We start from the raw sequence: 17,918 nt of genomic DNA, 5'->3' as shown, positions 1-17,918 counted from the left end.
TGCGCCTCGCTAGAGCCTTCGCTACGACACGTCAAGCCAGACGTGGAGTTCCCGGTAGCTGTTCTGGGCCGTGGGCTGTTCGGGGATAGTCCCGTCGTAAAGCAGATACGTAAGCCGTAACCGCTCACCGCTCAGCAGGGGTTCAACCGTGTGTTCTTGCCGCCACGTCTCTTCGGCAGCGACTTCGTTTCTGAAAGAATCCAATCGCGCACGCTGGATTGCGTCTCCGTCCTCGTTCGTCGCGACGAGCGTAATCACAACGGTGTACTGTTTGGTTTGCATCTCACGGTTCGTGACCGTGAAATACAGTGTTTCCTGGTCGCCAGCCGATATCTCGGACGGATAGTTGTCAGCGACGAGGGTTCCGTTCTCCGCCTCGGTAAGGAGACCAAACTCCGTATACCGCTCACCGCGGGGCGGGTCCAGTGCGACAACGCCGACGCTGAGTACTGCGACGAGGACAGAGACAGCAACGATGACCGAGCTGAGCTGTATCGAGTCGCCTATATTCGGGGTCTTGGCTCGGTCCGATGAGCCACCAAACGTAGTAGGTGAGGTCTCGTTGAGAGGCGACAGTCGGCGATACATCGCGACAGTGGCCGATAGAAGCGCTATTGACGACAGGGCAACCATCACTGGGACTGCGGCGATATCCCAGACCGTGTACTCGAGATTCACCCCGACGATAATCGCTAGGCCAATGCTGGTAGCTATACCCAACAGAAGCGCCTCGGAGCCGAACAACCGCTCGCCGTCGAGTGACGAGCGCCGGTGTGGGAACATGGCCACCACCACCGAGTATCCAGGGGCGAAGAACAGAAACGGTATCGTCACCACGGTTCGCAGCAGTGACTCCGACACGAAAGTTGCCGCGATCGCCAGCATGGTAAGCAGAATGACGGCCACCAAATCGGCCACTCGCAACAGAGATGAGGACCATCCAACCATGCGATACTGTCTCCACTGGTCCGATATAAGTAGGAACTACATAATCGGACGACGTATCATCTGGAGAACTGGTCACAGTCTGAAGAACTTCTTACCGATTCGCCAGAAGAACCGTCGCAGGAGCAGCATAGAGAGCTTCGGAACGAACGAACTGTATCTGATTCCGCTCGACTCGTCGCCATAAAGCGCCTCCATCGGCACATCCTGAACAGTCAGTCCATTGGCGTCTAACTGAATGAGCATATCGTTCAGAAATCCGTAGTCGTCAAACAGATCGTTCAGCGAGAGCTGGTCAAGCGCCGTCGCGGAAATCGCGGTGTATCCGTTCTGTGGGTCGCGCATTTGCCAGTGTCCGCTGGCAATCTTGGTCAGCATCGTGAGGAGCGCATTCCCGAACAGCCGCCAGTTGGACATCTGAGTACAGTGGCGTCGCGATATGAGGCGGTTGCCTTTCGCGTAATCCGCATCCCCCTCAACGACTGGGTCGAGTATCTCATCGAGGATGTTCGGGTCCATCTGGCCGTCGCCATCAAGGACTGCAACCGTATCCATGTCGCTCATAAGCGCTAGCTCGTATCCGGTTTGTACGGCAGCCCCGCGACCGCCGTTAGTCTGATGACGGACTGGGACGATCCGCTTATCGAGAAACGTCTGGCTTTCAGATACCGTTGTCCCGGCCCCGTCGGCGACAACTATTTGTTGTGCGGAGTCCCCGGTCACACTTGCGGGTTTCACCTCAGTATCCACGTATTCCTTGATTTCGGTCCATGTGCCATCTGTCGAGCAGTCGTCGATAACGAACACCTGATCGACGTACTCCGGAAGTGAGTCGATGACCTCACCGATGAACCCCTCTTCGTTGTGTGCCGGAACGACGACACCGACGGTAGAGCCTTTATACACTCTGTGTCCCCCCTGTTGGTGAGTGGAGTGAGTCCGCTACGGTACGCACAGAGTTACCGAAAAGGGAGCTACTCATCCCGGGTCGGCTTTCATGCCAGACCCACGCGCCAATAGCAACCTCTGGTTCAGTGATAGTCATGGTAGGTTGTGGGGCCACTCACCGGCCACCAGTAGGGCCCCTCTCTGTCACCATGTTGGACAAATCAATCTATTGTTATTCCTTACTTTCCAGGGTTAGCGGTCATATACAGTGAACTGTTAGATGCATAAATATCTCGTTAGAACGATTCCGAGAAGGGCCCATGTACGGCGATTACTCCTGACAGAAAGAGTGGTTATTCGAATTGATCCTGATACGTCGTCCTGATGTCTGCCTGGCGACTAGTAGTTAGATTTTCATACGACGTTTCGTATGTGTCGTTGGCCAGTTCGTCCCATGACTCAATTCGGTCACCGGAATCAGTCTCAAACTGTGCATCAAAGTCTGATTCAACCTTCTGTTGAGTTTCAATATCTAATCCAGTGAAATTAAACTTCTCGCCAGCTTTCACATCGGCATCATACTCTTGCCGGGCGATTTCCTCACGCGTTCGTACCTCTGCGGCCGCAAGGCCGTCTGCGAACGGTTGGCGTTCGTGAATCTCTTCGACCTGGCGCTTCGTTTCACCGCTCACCTCATCATAGTGGCGTCCGTACTTATCTTGAGTTATTTCATCAAGCGAAGCGCGATCACCCTCAGAGACGCTGGTACTCCCGCTATAACTGCTTGATCCTCCGTCTTTTGCCCATGACGGCTTGACCGACATCGCTGTTGACGCACGCGCGTCTTCTGAATAGATTCCATGGACGTACGTCTGCAGTCTCAGTGGTTCTACGGGGTACTCTGTCGAGTCAGTTACCGTGTAGTCAATCTCGAACCGAACGCGAGTCGACTCGCCGGGTGCAAGCGTGACGTTTCTGTCGACGCCGTAGGCCTCCGGTCGATCGTCGTCATCGCTGTCGATGCGATGCTGGATCGATTGGGTTCCGGTGATGTTACCGGTGTTCGTTACGTCTGCGGAGAACACAGCCATATCACCGACGTACAGAACATTTGGTCCATCCAGATCCGATACCTCGAAATGACTGTCCTGAACCGTCATCGAGACAGGGTCTGTGTCAGTACTAGTTCCAAGGGAATGGTTGTGTGTCCCGCTGCTCAAATTTGTCGTATTCACTCCAATAGACACCGTTGTCGTTTCGTTGGCAGCAAGTGAAACAGAGCGCGAATAGGTGGTGTTCAGGGAATCACTGCGGATTGTGACATTGTCGGTACCGTCCACATCACCAACGTTCTTGACGACTACGGAGACATTGGCAGTTTCGCCTTTCGTTACGTTGACCGGTGCTGTCGTGTTCTGCACTCGGAACGTCGCCGGTTGCTGGACAGAGAGGGTGCCAGTCGCTGTTGTGTTTTCCGTGGCGATCTTGTATTGGTATCGACCGGGTTCCATATCAGTGGTGTGGGCCGTGGCAGTGCTCACTTGACTCTGGCCGCCCGCAAGCGAGTATACGCTCTCGTCCAGCCTTTCAGCATCGGTGTATTGGCCGTTCTGGTCCTCATCGACAGCGATTCGAACGGTCTGGACGCCGCGATATGCACCGGCATTGGTCAGGTTTGCTCGGATCGAGACGTTCGTTCCACGGACGATAGTAGCGTTTTCAGTGGTATCGTCGAGTACAAACGTAGGCGGAGTGAGGACAGCCACACTCCCAGTTGTCTCCGGGGAGGAAGACTCACCGACAGCAACGGCGTACGTGTACTCTCCAGAACTGAGTTGCTCAGGCTCGACAGTCAGGGTCACGTTCGTCGGTTCAGCTGCCGAAACCTCGACTTGTTTTGTCGCTACCGTTTCGAGAGACTGTTGGTCTCCATCCCCACTCAATTGTAGCGCTACTTGTTTCGTTGTCGTCTCCGACCCTGCGTTTGTAAGTCGAAGTTGCACACGTAACGGCTCGTCCGGCCGAATTTCAGTTGGCGTCTGCACAGCGCGTATCTCCAGTTCGTCCTCGCCCACAGTGGTCTCAGAATCTGCCGGCACATCAGCGAAGCCACCGATTCCAAGCCCTAGCGTAGCGCCGCCAAGGACTAAGAGTCCAGCGACGCATCCAATCAGTAATTTTCCGGAGCCTATTGACAACATGCGTACGCGGGTAGGTTACAAATCATTATTGTTACGACCGCTATACTAGTCAGTAGACACTCTTTGCATTCAATATCCGAAACCGGGTTTCCTTAGACGATGTCTCGGAATGGGTAGCATTCGTTTACCACCAGACGCGTCCGTCAAACGATGAACTGACAGCCACAGTCGTAGTAAGTCGATACCGTTTGTTGGCGTCTCAATTAACCGTAATTGGGCCTGTGGAAAGCGCACCAAATTATGACCTAGTACCGGAGTTGCTGTTACGGAGTCGCGTATACGCGAGATATCCAGGTCTAGACATAGTTCAATTCAAACCGAAGAAAGGCGGAGATAATTCTAAGTCGACGCGCCTGTACGATCATGTCAGTTCAAGGCCGAGACGCGGCAGTTATGCCATATTCTTCCGTTCGATTGTTTCCCAAATATCGACACCCTTCTTAGTAATGTCGTACACACGGCCTTTTTTCCGATCTTCCGAAACTAGTAGATCGACCAGTTCCGACTCACGAAGCTCTTGCAAGGCACGTGAAACGTGAGCAATACTCATTTCTCTATCGTCCGCGATTAACGACGGTGTCGCAGGGCCTTCTGACAACCGGCGGAGAGTCTCGACTCGATACCGTGAACTGATTACGTAGCTCACTTCGTCCCACTGATCAAAGTCTGCCATCGTATCTATTCGTATGCACGAGTGTACCAACTACTTTTCTTGGACACAAACTCGTGTACAATGATATTCCATGTGCCTATGGTTAATTGTTTCGCTCGTGTCGCTTGCTCTCGCTTCGTAACCATACACCATTCCGGTTGATTACCCCACATACTGAGTATATGGTGAGTAATATCGCTCTTCCATCTGATTCACAGATCGCGCGTTCCACCTACTTGTTCGGCCACCAGTCAACAACCGATACTGCAGAGCTCGTACGGTTCCAATTCCTGACGACCATCCCAAGGAAAGTTCCATCAATGGTTTCGTACGTGCAACGTCATTGTACCGGTGCAGGTAGCCCTTCAATTGGGGTTCATAGGATTACGTTACTTGTACAGCCAACGGAAACAGACAGTATACGCGATGATTTATCTTGTACAATCATAGAGAGTGCAATTACGTATAAGTACAATATATCTGCGCCTCAGCAAATGAAACGGTCATTCTATGTATTTATCGTGTTCCAACGCACGCCAAAACACCCCCGTACCGTGGATCACCGGATATTGATTCGAAGAGCACTGTTACTCCCAGAATACCGAATCAACTACTTACTATCCTTGGCGGTAATCAAAGAAAAACTATCTAATATATTACATAACAAAGTATTAAGTGGCAAGGTGATGTTGATTTGAAATGCTGGCTGACAGCGTAACGCTCCGTCGATACAGCCGGGGGGCTGTGTGAGCGCGATTCCAGACGGGTGGACGATGTCGCAGCACACAGGAAGTGGGTAAATATGGGAGTCAAAGACACCGCACAAACGAAGGCAGAACCGAATAATGAACTGAGCGATGAATCCGTCCCAGCGTCAAAAGGGAACGAAAGCAGTGCCGACCAAGCAGCGCCGCAGGAGCAGGACGGCCACGGTGCATCTCTGGACGTTATTTTTGAAATACTGAAAAACAGCCGCCGTAGAGAGGTCCTCCATTTTCTTCGAGAACGGGACGAACAGGTATCTCTTGGAGAACTTGCGGAACACGTCGCGGCCATCGAAAACGAAACCACGACTGATGCGTTGACATCAAGTGAGCGCAAGCGCGTGTACGTCGGACTGTACCAGTGCCATCTACCGAAGATGGACGATATCGGTGTCATCGATTTCAACCAAGACCGTGGGCATATCACCCTTACCGAGAAGGCCGACGACTTCGAAAAGTACCTCAACCGCTCTGAGGAGGAGGCGGAGAATCGACAGTGGTATCGGTATTATGCAGCTGTCTCGGTGCTGGGCGCAATGGTCCTCGCTGCTTCTGTCGCCTTCTCACTTTCCGGGACCATGGTTTTCGGACTGTTCTCCCTGGTCGTAGGTGTTGCAGGCGCGTGTTCCGTCTATCACTGGTCAGTTGAGCGGGAAGCACCGGACAGCGAGTAGCCGGATAAGAACGGTTTGGTTCCGCACCCAATTTTCACGCAGTACACGTACTGAGTAGGCTATGCCGAGCAATACACTTGGTCGCCGGCAACATATGTTCGTGCTATAGATGGAGACGGATCTGGATCGACGATGATAATGTCGGCCCTTGCCCCGCACTCCAACCGCCCTCTGTCGTACAGGCCGGCAGCAGCAGCTGGTGCAGTAGAAACACGAAACACCCGGTCTTTGAGCGGCTCATCGTTTTCAATGAACACAGAACTAAGCAGTGATTGCGGACGAAAGTCGCTACAAAGGATGTCAACAACGCCGTCTTTGATTGCCTGAGACGCATCGGGCCCGTCCCACAGGCTCCCGCCACGCACCACATTCGGAGCACCCATTGCAACGGTCAAGTTTAGCTCGGTTGCACGCTGCGCAACACGGTGGGAAAGCGGATACTCACTGATGTCTACCCCGATGGCAGCAGCGTTATCTACACTCGCAACAGTTTCATCGTCGTGTGAAGCGACCGTCATATTTCTATTGCTCGCTAATTCTGTGACCTCTCGTGCGCGCGCGAGCAACTCTGCTTCGGGGACACCACTGCGACGTGTTTTGAGGGATTGAAGCCCTGTTTCTAATTCCCCGTCAGAGCGGTCATAGCGCTGTGCAAGTGTGTTTTCGCCGGTGAATTGACCTGTTCCAGGAACGTGTGTGACAAGAGATACGAGGTCGCCCCCCGATTTGATTTCTTCCGAGACAGCGTCAACTGACGCTTCATTGGTGAGCTCACACCGCATATGGAGTCTGTTGTCGACTCGGGCGCCAGTTTCGTAGTTGAAATTTCGTATCTGCTCGGCGAGGCGACGGGCTAATTCGATACTCCGGTTATCATCTGGAACGTCCTCGAATGAGATAGCGTGATATTTTGTCGTAACTCCCGCACTGGCATTGGCTATATCGCATCGATCCAGAGCGATAGTTGTGTCGACACGCTCTTCCGCTCTTGGAAAAAGGTGCCGTTCGATGTCATCACCGTGGAGATCTACCAATCCAGGAAGAACGTATTTACCCGTCGCATCAATATCAGGGTTGTCATGAGATTCTGCTTCCACTGAGACGATTTTCCCGTTAGAGAATGCTACTGTCCCCTTCTCTATTTCAGTAGTAGGCGTAACAACAGTTCCTCCTGATATCAATGTCTGGTTTTCATTATTGTTCATGCGCTGTAACTCCCTGTAAGATGTACCAATGTCATAATGCTCCACTTCCTCGAAACATGAATATGCGCTCGCTACGGCTACACCACGGTCGAATATAGAGTTTATATTTATATGAGATAGGCAGCTGTAGCTGAGATTTATCCGGCACGAAATAATCGGAATCGACCTCCTCAACCCAACTATCAATTCAGACCGGCCGATATAGATCACTAGCAATGTATCAGAGTTTGAATGGAGACACAACTCACAGAATCCGACACCCACGTAATAGTCCACGTATTAATTCATATGTCAGACTAACATATATTCTGAACTATATTTAGGTGATGCCTTCACAGAGCGAACAAGATACCGATAATTCTGGTGCATTCATATTTATTAGGTTACACCTACTCATATAATACTGTATTAACTGCTGAACGAGAAGGTTCAACCTGTGATTTCTCTCTATTTTTCTCACAGTCAAAAAGGTCATAATAGCACCTGAGTAACAACAGGTTGTTTGTAATGCTATCGCAGTATCGAATAATGACTGACTGCGGCGACATCGCCCCACTCACCAGTAGAACAGGCGGGAAAACGACCAGAGCTTATACACCATCAAGCACCGCCGTTGGGAAACACGCGTTCGGTCGAAGTTGTAACGAGAGTCCCCATGTTCCTCCCACCAGCGTGGTGTTTGCGTCCCCAGAATCCGAAGTTTTTACCGCCGGCGTTTAAAATGGATTCGTATGAAAGATTGGATTGATGCCTATAACGGACGTGACTGGCAAACCACAACGGACGGAACGGTTCGGTACGCACTGTTGGGCCTCGGTTGGTGGACAATCGACCTGGCACTCCCCGCGATTCAAGACTCTGATCTAGGTGAAGTCACGACGTTTGTCAGTAGTTCCTCGGAGAAAGCCAAACGTCTCGCCGACGAAAACGGTGTAGACCACGGGATAAGTTACGAAGAGTTCCACGACGGGAAGGCGTCCGACGCGTTTGATGCCATCTACATCGGGACACCGAACGCTTTCCATTTAGAGTACGCCAAAACAGCCGCGGAGTTAGACAAAGCGATCCTGTGTGAGAAACCAATGGAGTCAACAGTCGAACGGGCAGAGGAGATGGTTGAGGTCTGTGAGGACGCCGCCGTGCCGCTGATGATCGCCTATCGAATGCAAACTGACCCCGCCGTCAGGCGTGCAAAGCAACTCATCGAAGACGGATTCATCGGTGAGCCAGTATCCGTATACGGCAACAATAGCCAGCCGTTGCTTGAGATGAATCCGAACACAGACCAGTGGCGGCTCGATCCGGACCTGTCAGGATATGGCACCTCAGTGATGGACCTCGGGATTTACTCGATTAACACGACTCGGTTCTTGCTCGAAAGAGAACCGCTGGCGGTGCAGTCACAGATGGATTCTCATGGGGAGGCCTTCGAGGACGTGCCTGATGAACGCTCCGGAGCATTGCTTGCGCTGGAAGACGGTGTGAAAATGGTCACGACCGATAGCCAGAACGCCCACCGTGATACGCAACTGAAAATAACTGGAACGGACGGGCAGATCGAACTCCGTCCAGCGTTCCACGGGAAAGCGAAACTCCATCTGTCTCGGAACGAGACCACAGTAACTGTCGAACACGAGAACTTCGACGCGGAGGATGAAATGCGAGAGGAGTTCGATTACTTCGCTGACCGCGTTTTGACTGATGCTGAGATTGTCCCGGACGGTCGCCATGGCCTCCAAGATATGCGGATCATCCGAGCAATTCACGAGGCTGCGGAGAGCAGCGATGTCGTCGAACTGTAACTGAGTCGTTCGGCTTTTCTAATTCTGTCGCTGATATATTGTCTTGAAGCTCAGTTATGTGCCAATAGCGGCTGTCGTGTTATTCCAGTCAAGACGGTGCACAGCGCAATCACAGTATCGTATTTCGAGGAAGTTTCCGGGTGAGGTTCCACTCCGCTCACCCTCCAAGATTGAAGATCTGTTTTCGGAGCCATAGTTAGCTGAAAGCCCCAACGAAGATTTACAATCCATCGTACCAAGTTTCGTTTAAAAAGCTATGGCCTAGAGCTGAAGCCGAAAGGCAATAACATCTGTACAGATGTTATGTGAGAGGTCCCAGCGAACTCAACAGGCCTGTTGGCCACTAGTATCGGACACCTGTGTTCGGTATAGCAGCTTACGGACTTGCTGTCGCAGAGATCATATACAGTTGAAGCTAAACCAGGTCTTACCGTCTAAGGCGATCTAGCCACAATATATCACTATTTGGTGAGTCTGGTGTATTCTTGTGACTAGAATGTCGAGTATAAAAACAAAGGCCCACAATTCCTACCCCATATTTTTGTTTATATATTTGAGTTTTTACTAGTATCTTTCTTATTGTCGTACTTGGCTTGTTATGGCTATATTATAGCGAATTTATCACTAGAAAGTGCATATGTATAGTAAGGACAGAAAATATCGAGGTATTCCGTCACAGAGTGAAGTTGTGCAACATACACTGCAGTAATGGCGTGGTCAGTCACTCGCACTGCAAGCAAGGCACAGAATGGCTTCAGTGAGGCCGATGACCTGTCGTAGACTAACTGGGGCAGACAATGCACGATCCACCGTTCAGGAGTATTCATGAAACGTTCCCGGTGAGAAGTGATGCTATCTGGGTGTTCTGGATCGCCCTGTCAATAATGAGCGTTGTCGTCGGTGGGGTACTAGAATTTCGCCATGTTCGGACTTGATTTCTTCCTCATCGCGAAGATCTTCTAGCATCCCTGCGCCACAGATGGCCAGTTAATCCGAAAGCCATATACACCATATTAGGCCAACCTAAAACATGGACAAGGCAGACGATTCAAATGGTCTCACCCGGCGCGACTACCTCTCCGGCGGTAGTGTGCTGCTTGGCACGTCGATCGTTGCTGGCTGTTCCGGTGACGGTGGCGAATCGCCCAGTACCGCTACATCGCGCGATAGCGGAACGGACACATCGACCCCATCAGATAATGGCCCCTACACTGCCTCACTTTCTCCCGTCGGGGAAGTCGAGTTCGACTCCGTCCCGGAGAACGTCTTCACGATGTACAATCAGTATGCAGATATGTTAGTTGCGCTCAATCACGGTGACGCGGTCAATTCGATGTTCGTGCCAGACATGGCTGGGCCATCGATGAACCACTACTACGAGCGACTTTCCGGCGTCTCTTTTGAGTGGGAAGACCTTCCCAACCCCTACGATAATTTCAGCAAGGAGTTCTTTTATAGCCTCGGTAGCGACGTTCACTTCCTTGACCCCGCATGGGCGATTACCCAGGAGAACTGGGATATGAGCGATATCGAGGAAATTATCGACAACATCGGCCCCTTTTTCGGAAATTTCTACAGCGGAACACACAGTGACCCGCAGGGACCCTACAGTGGGGACTACCAGTATTACACGCTGTGGGAGCTTTTCAGTCGTGTCGCCACCGTATTTCAGGAGCGAAGGCGTTACGAACAGCTCAGAGCCGTTTACGATGAGCTCATCAATACCATCCAAACGAACCTTCCGCCAGAAGAAGAACGACCGACAGCGATTCGGGTTACACTTGGCGATGACCAGTTTTGGACGTATCATCTGAACCGTCCGGGATTTTGGCTCGCCGACACGCGTCCACTTGGAGCCAACGACGCTTTCGGGGATGAAACGTGGGACGGTCTCTGGGGTTCAGTTGGCTATGAAACGATGCTGGAGGCGGACCCTGACGTAATCCTCCACCTCTGGGGAATGACACCGCGCTACGACATGGATGATATCCGCGGGCGACTCGAGTCACACAGCGTTGGGAAAGAGCTCGCCGCAGTCCAAACCGACCGTGTGTACGCACACGGAATGCGATACCACGGCCCTATCATGAATCTGTTCCAGATCGAGATGACCGCGAAACAACTCTACCCAGATATCTTTGGTGAGTGGCCAACCTACGAAAACGGGGATCACTATCCAGAGATCCCATCGGCTGAACAGCTTTTCAGCCGCGACCGCGTTGCCAATATCATTACGGACGGGTAGTGTAGTCGAGGCGGCTTCCAGAGCCTATGGCGAACTCCAGTCGTACCGCATGACGAGGTCGTCCTCATCGATTTCGCTGGCGAGTTTGTCTACGAGTTCATCCCGTTCAAGATCGCCGAACTGTTCTAGTTCGTAGGGTTTGACCGTTACCGGTGAGGACTCACCCTCAGCGATGCGCTCTTGCAGTTTGGCGATGCCGTAGATGAGTGCCTCGGGGCGTGGTGGACAGCCCGGGACGTGGATGTCAACCGGAATGACTTGCTCTGCACCTTTGATCACGTTGTATCCTTCCTGAAATGGGCCACCGGAAATGGTACAGGACCCCATCGAGACGACGAACTTCGGCTCGGGCATCTGGTCGTAGACGCGCTTCATCCGCGGTGCGAACTTCGAAACAATTGTGCCTGGAACGATAATCAGATCTGCCTGTCGCGGTGATGCCCGAGGGACTCCGGCAGCAAAGCGGTCGAGGTCGTGTTTCGTCGCGAGAGTACCCATCATCTCAATAGTGCAACAGGCGATGCCGAACTGCAGCACGAACATGGAAGACCCCCGAACCCAGTTCAGGAACGTGTCGAATTTCGTGAGTATGAACGGAGATGACCCAAGCACCTCCCGAAGTGTAGAATTAAATCGGTCGTTTGCTCTTCTGCCGGGGCATATCCGATCATCTGACTGTGCGTCGTCCACATTCCGCCGATCACTACTCATGGCCAGATGGTGATAGATAGTGGGGCCGGATGCACGAACTGTCGTACACACTAGTGTCTTTATTCGGAAGCCGCTTTCAGAACTCGCCTGTGAGATATCTCCGCTTGGAGATCCAGTATGCACTGGAGTATCAGCGTCCGATGCACCGCCTTATGACCGAAAGCGATGCAATCAAGCGCGAATGGCTCGTCACATGGAAAGTCGGCGTCGAAGACGGAATTGCCTATACGTTGTTCTATGTCGTCGGCGATCGCGAGCCGTACGAATCGGCGCTTTCTGGGGTTGAAACCATGGAAAGCTACGATATTACACCCGTTCGGGACGAGGCGTTCTATGCGTTCATCCGTGGCCAAGAGACTGACCGATCACGACAGTTCTACACGGCGTTCGAACAGCCGACCCTAATGATAGTCCCACCGGTTGCCTACCGGCCGCATGGGATCGTGTTGTTCGACGTCGTCGGGGAGCCTGCCGCGCTCGAACAGGTCCGGAGTGCGCTTCCCGATGGAATTTCGGTAAATGTCCGGAAAATCGGCGAATACGATGCCAGTCCCGGAACATTTGCCACCGGCCTCACTTCACGCCAGCGCGAGGCACTCACCGTGGGACGAGAAGTCGGGTACTACGACGTCCCACGAAATGGGAGCGTCGAGGACGTTGCCAAAGAACTCGGTTGTGCCCCGAGCACTGCATCGAACCATCTCAGAAAAGCAGAGGCACGGCTTGTTGAACGGACGTTCAAATGACAGCTACCACAGAGATGGTTAGATATCGGTGCACCACTCCCGTGTTTGAATTACTTGAATGAGTGAAAGTAGTAGAACGTCGCGGGTGGATTATTGGTTATCACGATGACTGGCAAGTGGGTTATTGAAAGCTATATAGAATGCACCATTCAGTGACATTCTGAGCTCAGCAGCGGTCCCGGCGGATGAACAGGAACGCTGCAGCGTCTAGCGCGACCAATATGACGCCAACATTGACGCTGGAACCGGAAGCTAGAGCCATGGTGGATTCTGTATTTGCTATTGCAATTATGATGACGACACTGTCGAGCGTTCTGGGGTCGACCAATCTGAGAGGAGATTACAGAAAGGGGTCAGAACTGTACGTCTCACGGAGGCCCTTCCCAGATCATCGAGCAAGCAGTGTGTCACAGAGAACACCACGGTGTCTGCAGTAACATCGTATCAGATGGTCTCTATTGCCAGATTACTGCGGACATCGTGGCGTCTGACCGAAAAAAGATAGGCATAATACTAAATCGACACCACGATGTCCGCTGTTCTACTGAGCGTTTGAGAAATCAGGAGTCAATTACTGCGGACATCGTGGTGTTATTCCATCGTAGTCACACCACGATGTCCGCTGTTCTTGTGGGCCGGAGAGGAGAACAGCGGACACAGTGGTGTGTACTCAGACAGTAGAAGTGCTATGAATTACTCAGGGAGAGGCTGGAAGCTGCAAACCAGATCAATAATAGGAGATAACACTCCCACCCCACTTTGTCCGCTGTTCTTCAGGCAGGACGGGAAGGGAAAGCAGAAACGGCAACATTTGAATTGAAATCTTGTTTGTCTAGACTAGGTATGTTCTCAAGTAATACTATAGTGCTCTCTTCTACAGCTATCAAATTACATTACGGTCTAGCTCTCTGCAGACCATAATAAACCTTTCCCTAATATATAGGTTCTCTCTCACCCCTCTCGCCCTTCTCTAGTTACTGCGGACATAGTGGGGTGGGAGGGTCCCCCCAATCGTTTATAATAAAAAGAACAGCGGACACTCCGGACACTGCGGACAGGGGTGGTTTTATATAGATTCCTTCCAATACGTCAAGCAACGACTATGGGGATGTTCGAACGTGACACCGAGATCTACTTGGATCGGGATGCCCTCCGAGAGGATTACCAGCCTGAGAACCTTGTCGGGCGTGATACTGAGCTAAACCGGTATCGAGCTGCGCTTCAACCCGTAATCAACGGTGAGCAGCCCAACAATATCTTCTTGTACGGTAAAACGGGGGTCGGGAAGACTGCTGGTACGCGGTATCTAATCGACCATCTCGAAGAAGACGCAGCAAAGTACGAGGATATCGATCTCACGGTGAAAATGTTAAATTGTGACGGCCTCTCCAGTAGCTATCAAATCGCTACCCGACTCGTCAACGAATTCAGGGACGAAACGAGCCAGATCAGTACGACGGGATATCCGCGCGCGACAGTGTATGATATGCTCTGGACCGAACTCGACTCCTGTGGTGGCACTATCTATATCGTTCTCGACGAAGTCGATCACATCGAAGACGACAGTATCCTCTATCAACTCCCACGTGCGCGAGCAAACGACAACCTGAGCTCTGCGAAGATCGGTATCATCGGTATCTCGAACGATTTCTCTTTCCGCGATGACCTCTCCCCGAAGGTCAAGAGCTCACTCTGTGAAGAGGAAATCCAGTTCCCCGCATACGACGCGAAGGAGTTGATACAGATCCTGCAACAACGCGCTGATGTAGCGTTTCACGACGGCGTCCTCGAAGACGGTGTCATCGAACTGTGCGCTGCTTACGGCGCGAAAGACGCCGGTGACGCACGACAGTCACTTGACCTGCTCATGAAAACGGGCGACCTGGCCCGCGACAAAGACACAGACACGATCTCGGAAGACCTTGTTCGAGAGGCACGTGACGTTCTGGAACGGGGTCGGATTCAAGAGGGTATTTCGGGACTGACCCAACACGGTCATCTGGTGGTATATGCTATGGTTACACTTGACCAGGAAGGGAAGACGCCGGCCCGGACACGGGATATCAGACCTCGATACACGAACTTCGCCGAAAAGGCAGGGATTGACCCGCTTGTTCCACGCCGGATGCGTGACCACCTCGGTGAACTGTCGATGTTAGGTATTATTTCGGCAATCGAACGGAACGAGGGACGGCGTGGTGGGACCTATCGCGAGTACTCTCTCGAGATGGACCCGGAAATGATTCTTGCAGCGCTTGAGAAGACTGTTGACGATGTTGGAATCCACAAATCTGTCACTAACCTTGTCGATGCCGAAGCGACGCTTTCGGACTTCCAGTCTACGTAGGAACGGCGGACATGGTGGTGTCGGAACCGACCGATACGGGATGGTTCTCAGGATATAGAACAGCGGACACAGTGGTGTTCAACAGTGACGACTCTTCTGTATTTACCTCAGTAGCGCGAAGAACTCCGGACACAGTGGTGTTCAACAGTGACGACTCTTCTGTTGATGGGATAATATTTCCTGTGAAATCTACTGATATTGCTTTTGAGAATCAAATACGTGTGATAGTTGTAATTAACACCATCTTTCAGGCAAGAATGGCTGAATAGTGGTTTTCTACGTCAAGTGATTGCTTCCTCGAAAACCAGAGACAATCCGCCTATCACGTGAATCGGACCTCTCATCTAAATCATCGCGTAAAGCCTCTCCTTGCACAGTATCACAGGCCAGACTATTGCAACCTGTCCACGTACGGTTGCTTGATGGGTGGCAACTTTCCAACCCAATGATGGGAAATTCTGAGATTGATTGTCAGTAAAATATTCACATAAGGACGCTATTGGGCTAGATACCCTGATCTGTATGCTTGCCACTAGTACCTACCTGACCTGTTGTTGTCGGTATTCGACAACTGGATCACTCCGTCAGCGCGCACTGTCACCAGAAAGTTCCGGTACTGAAATGTGATGGTCTGAGTCGCTGGTCCGGTTGACTGGCCCGGCTGTGTGCCGAACAGCAGTGTCTCAATTGCACCGACATCAATGTAGTCGTGCAATGGCGACTCACGATACGTTCCTGCTTCTGTTCCCGTCTGGTCGGCGATGGCCTGAACAATAACCGCGGCAAGCTCCTGATCGCTAGTTGGGTCGTACCGAACTTCAGTGAGGGTGCCGCTCGTTGCCGCAAAGAGGCCCGTATCCCCATCAGCCTCATCGCTCCGGCTGTCGTCGGTCATCTATCTAGCAAATAACTGGAACGCACGTATAATATATGTATGAATATTCGGGCATGATAATTACCCCCTCCAATCCGACTTGGGTTAATTCACGTCTAATTAGATAAGCTATACCGTATAGCTATTCGGCTTGCGCTGGTTAGTCCATACGCGTACGATCACCCCATTCGTAGCCAGGATGGAATATACATGGTAACAATAACCATAATCGTCTGTGTAGTGTGTGTCAGCCGAGGATATCCGTCCCCATGCACCAACTACATAGACGGCAGCTACTCGGAGTCGTGTGTTCGGGCTTGACTGTACTCGCCGGTTGTGGCAGCGATCAAAGCGGTAATTCGAGTGAGACTGAGACTGGTGGCGGTGCCGAACCAACGCCGGACTCAGCTGCGGTAACTGCTACGAATAAATCGACGCTCAGCGGTAACGACGACAGATCAACACAGTTCGGTCAGGTTACACGGTTCCCTAAATCGTATGCGATGACAGCCACAGTGCAGTCCGGAGGGCGGACCGTGGAGATGTCTGGCCGTTTCTACCGGGGAGATATGTACTGGTCATTCGACCAGCAGGGACAACAGATGGAGATGTATCACATTGGGAACAGTACGTACACCGTTGTTGGAGGGCAGTGTGTCCGGGGAACGATGCAACAGGGGATGGGTCGTGACGAGGTTGATCCAGGCCGTTTCTCCGATCAGCCGGAGGAAAACCCGGAAGTCACGCCGGTCGGTCGGGATACCATCGATGGTGAGGAGGTGCTGGTGTATGAAATCTCTCAGGCTGAGTCCCAGAAGCCGCTGACATACTACATTCTGGCGGACTCCGGATATCCGCGACGTATTGAAGGCGAGTCAATGCGGTGGGACTTCCACTCGTGGGGTGTGGTTGACCCGATCCAGAAGCCCGAAGGAGACTGTCAGTCGATGCCCGGTGGCGGCACGATGGCTGACGGTGGCAGTTAATCGCTCAGCTAGACGTGACTTGATGGGGCTACTCCGAGAGCAAACAGTTCTCGACGTACCGTCGAAATTCGGCTCTCACGTCGTCGATTGTGTCCTCGTCGCTGGTAATCCGTTCCGCCTGAATCCCGACTAAAACTGTGTGGAACAGTGCGGCTGTCTGCGATGGGTCTTCAACAGTAAATGCGCCGGCGTCAACACCCGCTTGGATGACACGGGCGATCTGCTTTCGAATAAAGTCATCACTCCTGCGAAAGAGACGGTTGTAATCGTCGTCGTGCGCTGCCTGCGCTCGCAACTCAATCACAGCCTGGGAAAATTCGATATCACTGTTGTTGCTTGTCCCAAATATTTCGTCGACGATCACGTCAATGTATGCTTCAGGGGATTGGTTGGGAAGCGGAACTTGGTTTTCGACCTGCTCAAGCATGTAATCAAGAAGATCTACCAGCAACTCGTCTTTATTATCGTAATGATGATATATGAGCGATTGACTCTTCCCGAACTCATCACCTATCTTTGAAATAGTTAGATCCGCGTAGCCGTGCTGACGCAGTGCATAGAAGGTTGCCTCGAGGATCTCCTCGCGGGTTCCCTCCGGGTTCTGAAAAAAGGTTATCTCGTTAGTCATCTTTACATTGACCGTTCCGTGCTTGAGCGGTACGGTTCAAATCACTCACGGTTTTGCTGTTCGCTCGCTGTTGACCACGTGGCCAATCTGGGGTCTCGTTTTCATCACTGGATTGAGTAAGGGCAGTTGTTGGTAGATAGCTATATTCTTGACTATACATTCAATAAACTTAAGCGTATTGTTGGCCCCTGTATCACGGAGTGAATTGGACTGCATTCTAGTTCTTTGTATTCACACACTCATCCGAGTG

The 17,918-nt window shown here is 51.9% G+C and carries 14 protein-coding genes; 6 read left to right on the top strand and 8 right to left on the bottom strand.

Annotated elements, in window-relative coordinates; all coding sequences use genetic code 11:
* Positions 1-21 precede the first annotated feature (21 nt).
* From RR_RS03150 to RR_RS03135, 4 genes are all read right to left on the bottom strand, one after another.
* Complete coding sequence (locus RR_RS03150) at positions 22-948, bottom strand: DUF1616 domain-containing protein (protein WP_011222631.1); 927 nt, start codon at positions 946-948, stop codon at positions 22-24.
* 72 nt (positions 949-1,020) lie between these two features.
* Entirely contained in the window at positions 1,021-1,851 is an 831-nt protein-coding gene (locus tag RR_RS03145) for a glycosyltransferase family 2 protein (RefSeq protein ID WP_049938550.1), read from the bottom strand.
* A gap of 335 nt (positions 1,852-2,186) precedes the next feature.
* A complete protein-coding gene (locus RR_RS03140) occupies positions 2,187-3,932 on the bottom strand; it encodes a hypothetical protein (protein WP_049938547.1) in 1,746 nt (581 codons plus the stop codon).
* A gap of 493 nt (positions 3,933-4,425) precedes the next feature.
* A complete protein-coding gene (locus RR_RS03135; protein ID WP_011222628.1) occupies positions 4,426-4,707 on the bottom strand; it encodes a winged helix-turn-helix domain-containing protein in 282 nt (93 codons plus the stop codon).
* A gap of 781 nt (positions 4,708-5,488) precedes the next feature.
* Here RR_RS03135 and RR_RS03130 point away from each other — a divergent pair.
* On the top strand, positions 5,489-6,124 hold the full coding sequence (locus tag RR_RS03130) for a DUF7344 domain-containing protein (RefSeq protein WP_011222627.1): 636 nt from the start codon (positions 5,489-5,491) through the stop codon (positions 6,122-6,124).
* A gap of 59 nt (positions 6,125-6,183) precedes the next feature.
* On the opposite strand, the gene RR_RS21425 is transcribed toward RR_RS03130, so the two are convergent.
* Positions 6,184-7,329, bottom strand: coding sequence for an alpha-D-ribose 1-methylphosphonate 5-triphosphate diphosphatase (locus RR_RS21425; protein ID WP_007190665.1), 1,146 nt, complete (start codon positions 7,327-7,329; stop codon positions 6,184-6,186).
* A gap of 731 nt (positions 7,330-8,060) precedes the next feature.
* Here RR_RS21425 and gfo6 point away from each other — a divergent pair.
* Positions 8,061-9,131, top strand: coding sequence for a D-xylose 1-dehydrogenase Gfo6 (gene gfo6, locus RR_RS03120; RefSeq protein ID WP_011222626.1), 1,071 nt, complete (start codon positions 8,061-8,063; stop codon positions 9,129-9,131).
* Positions 9,132-10,161: 1,030 nt separating this feature from the next.
* Positions 10,162-11,376, top strand: a complete 1,215-nt coding sequence (locus RR_RS03115) for an ABC transporter substrate-binding protein (protein ID WP_011222625.1) — start codon at positions 10,162-10,164, stop codon at positions 11,374-11,376.
* 24 nt (positions 11,377-11,400) lie between these two features.
* Here RR_RS03115 and RR_RS03110 read toward each other — a convergent pair whose 3' ends face one another.
* A complete protein-coding gene (locus RR_RS03110) occupies positions 11,401-12,087 on the bottom strand; it encodes an NADH-quinone oxidoreductase subunit B (RefSeq protein ID WP_011222624.1) in 687 nt (228 codons plus the stop codon).
* A 152-nt stretch (positions 12,088-12,239) separates the two neighbouring features.
* On the opposite strand from RR_RS03110, the gene RR_RS03105 reads away from it, so the two are divergent.
* On the top strand, positions 12,240-12,833 hold the full coding sequence (locus tag RR_RS03105; protein ID WP_049938629.1) for a helix-turn-helix domain-containing protein: 594 nt from the start codon (positions 12,240-12,242) through the stop codon (positions 12,831-12,833).
* 1,102 nt (positions 12,834-13,935) lie between these two features.
* A complete protein-coding gene (locus RR_RS03100; protein ID WP_004965595.1) occupies positions 13,936-15,180 on the top strand; it encodes a Cdc6/Cdc18 family protein in 1,245 nt (414 codons plus the stop codon).
* Between the two features lie 532 nt (positions 15,181-15,712).
* On the opposite strand, the gene RR_RS03095 is transcribed toward RR_RS03100, so the two are convergent.
* Positions 15,713-16,075 (bottom strand): HalOD1 output domain-containing protein, encoded by a 363-nt coding sequence (locus RR_RS03095; protein WP_004965598.1) that lies wholly within the window; start codon positions 16,073-16,075, stop codon positions 15,713-15,715.
* Positions 16,076-16,623: 548 nt separating this feature from the next.
* Here RR_RS03095 and RR_RS03090 point away from each other — a divergent pair.
* Positions 16,624-17,040 (top strand): hypothetical protein, encoded by a 417-nt coding sequence (locus RR_RS03090; RefSeq protein WP_229380486.1) that lies wholly within the window; start codon positions 16,624-16,626, stop codon positions 17,038-17,040.
* Positions 17,041-17,068: 28 nt separating this feature from the next.
* Here RR_RS03090 and RR_RS03085 read toward each other — a convergent pair whose 3' ends face one another.
* Entirely contained in the window at positions 17,069-17,668 is a 600-nt protein-coding gene (locus RR_RS03085; RefSeq protein WP_011222621.1) for a TetR/AcrR family transcriptional regulator, read from the bottom strand.
* Positions 17,669-17,918 lie beyond the last annotated feature (250 nt).

The sequence above is a fragment of the Haloarcula marismortui ATCC 43049 genome (assembly GCF_000011085.1).
GTDB classification, from domain to species: Archaea; Halobacteriota; Halobacteria; order Halobacteriales; family Haloarculaceae; genus Haloarcula; species Haloarcula marismortui.
Note: the sequence above shows the minus strand (reverse complement) of the source record. Positions and strands in the feature narration are given on the sequence as shown.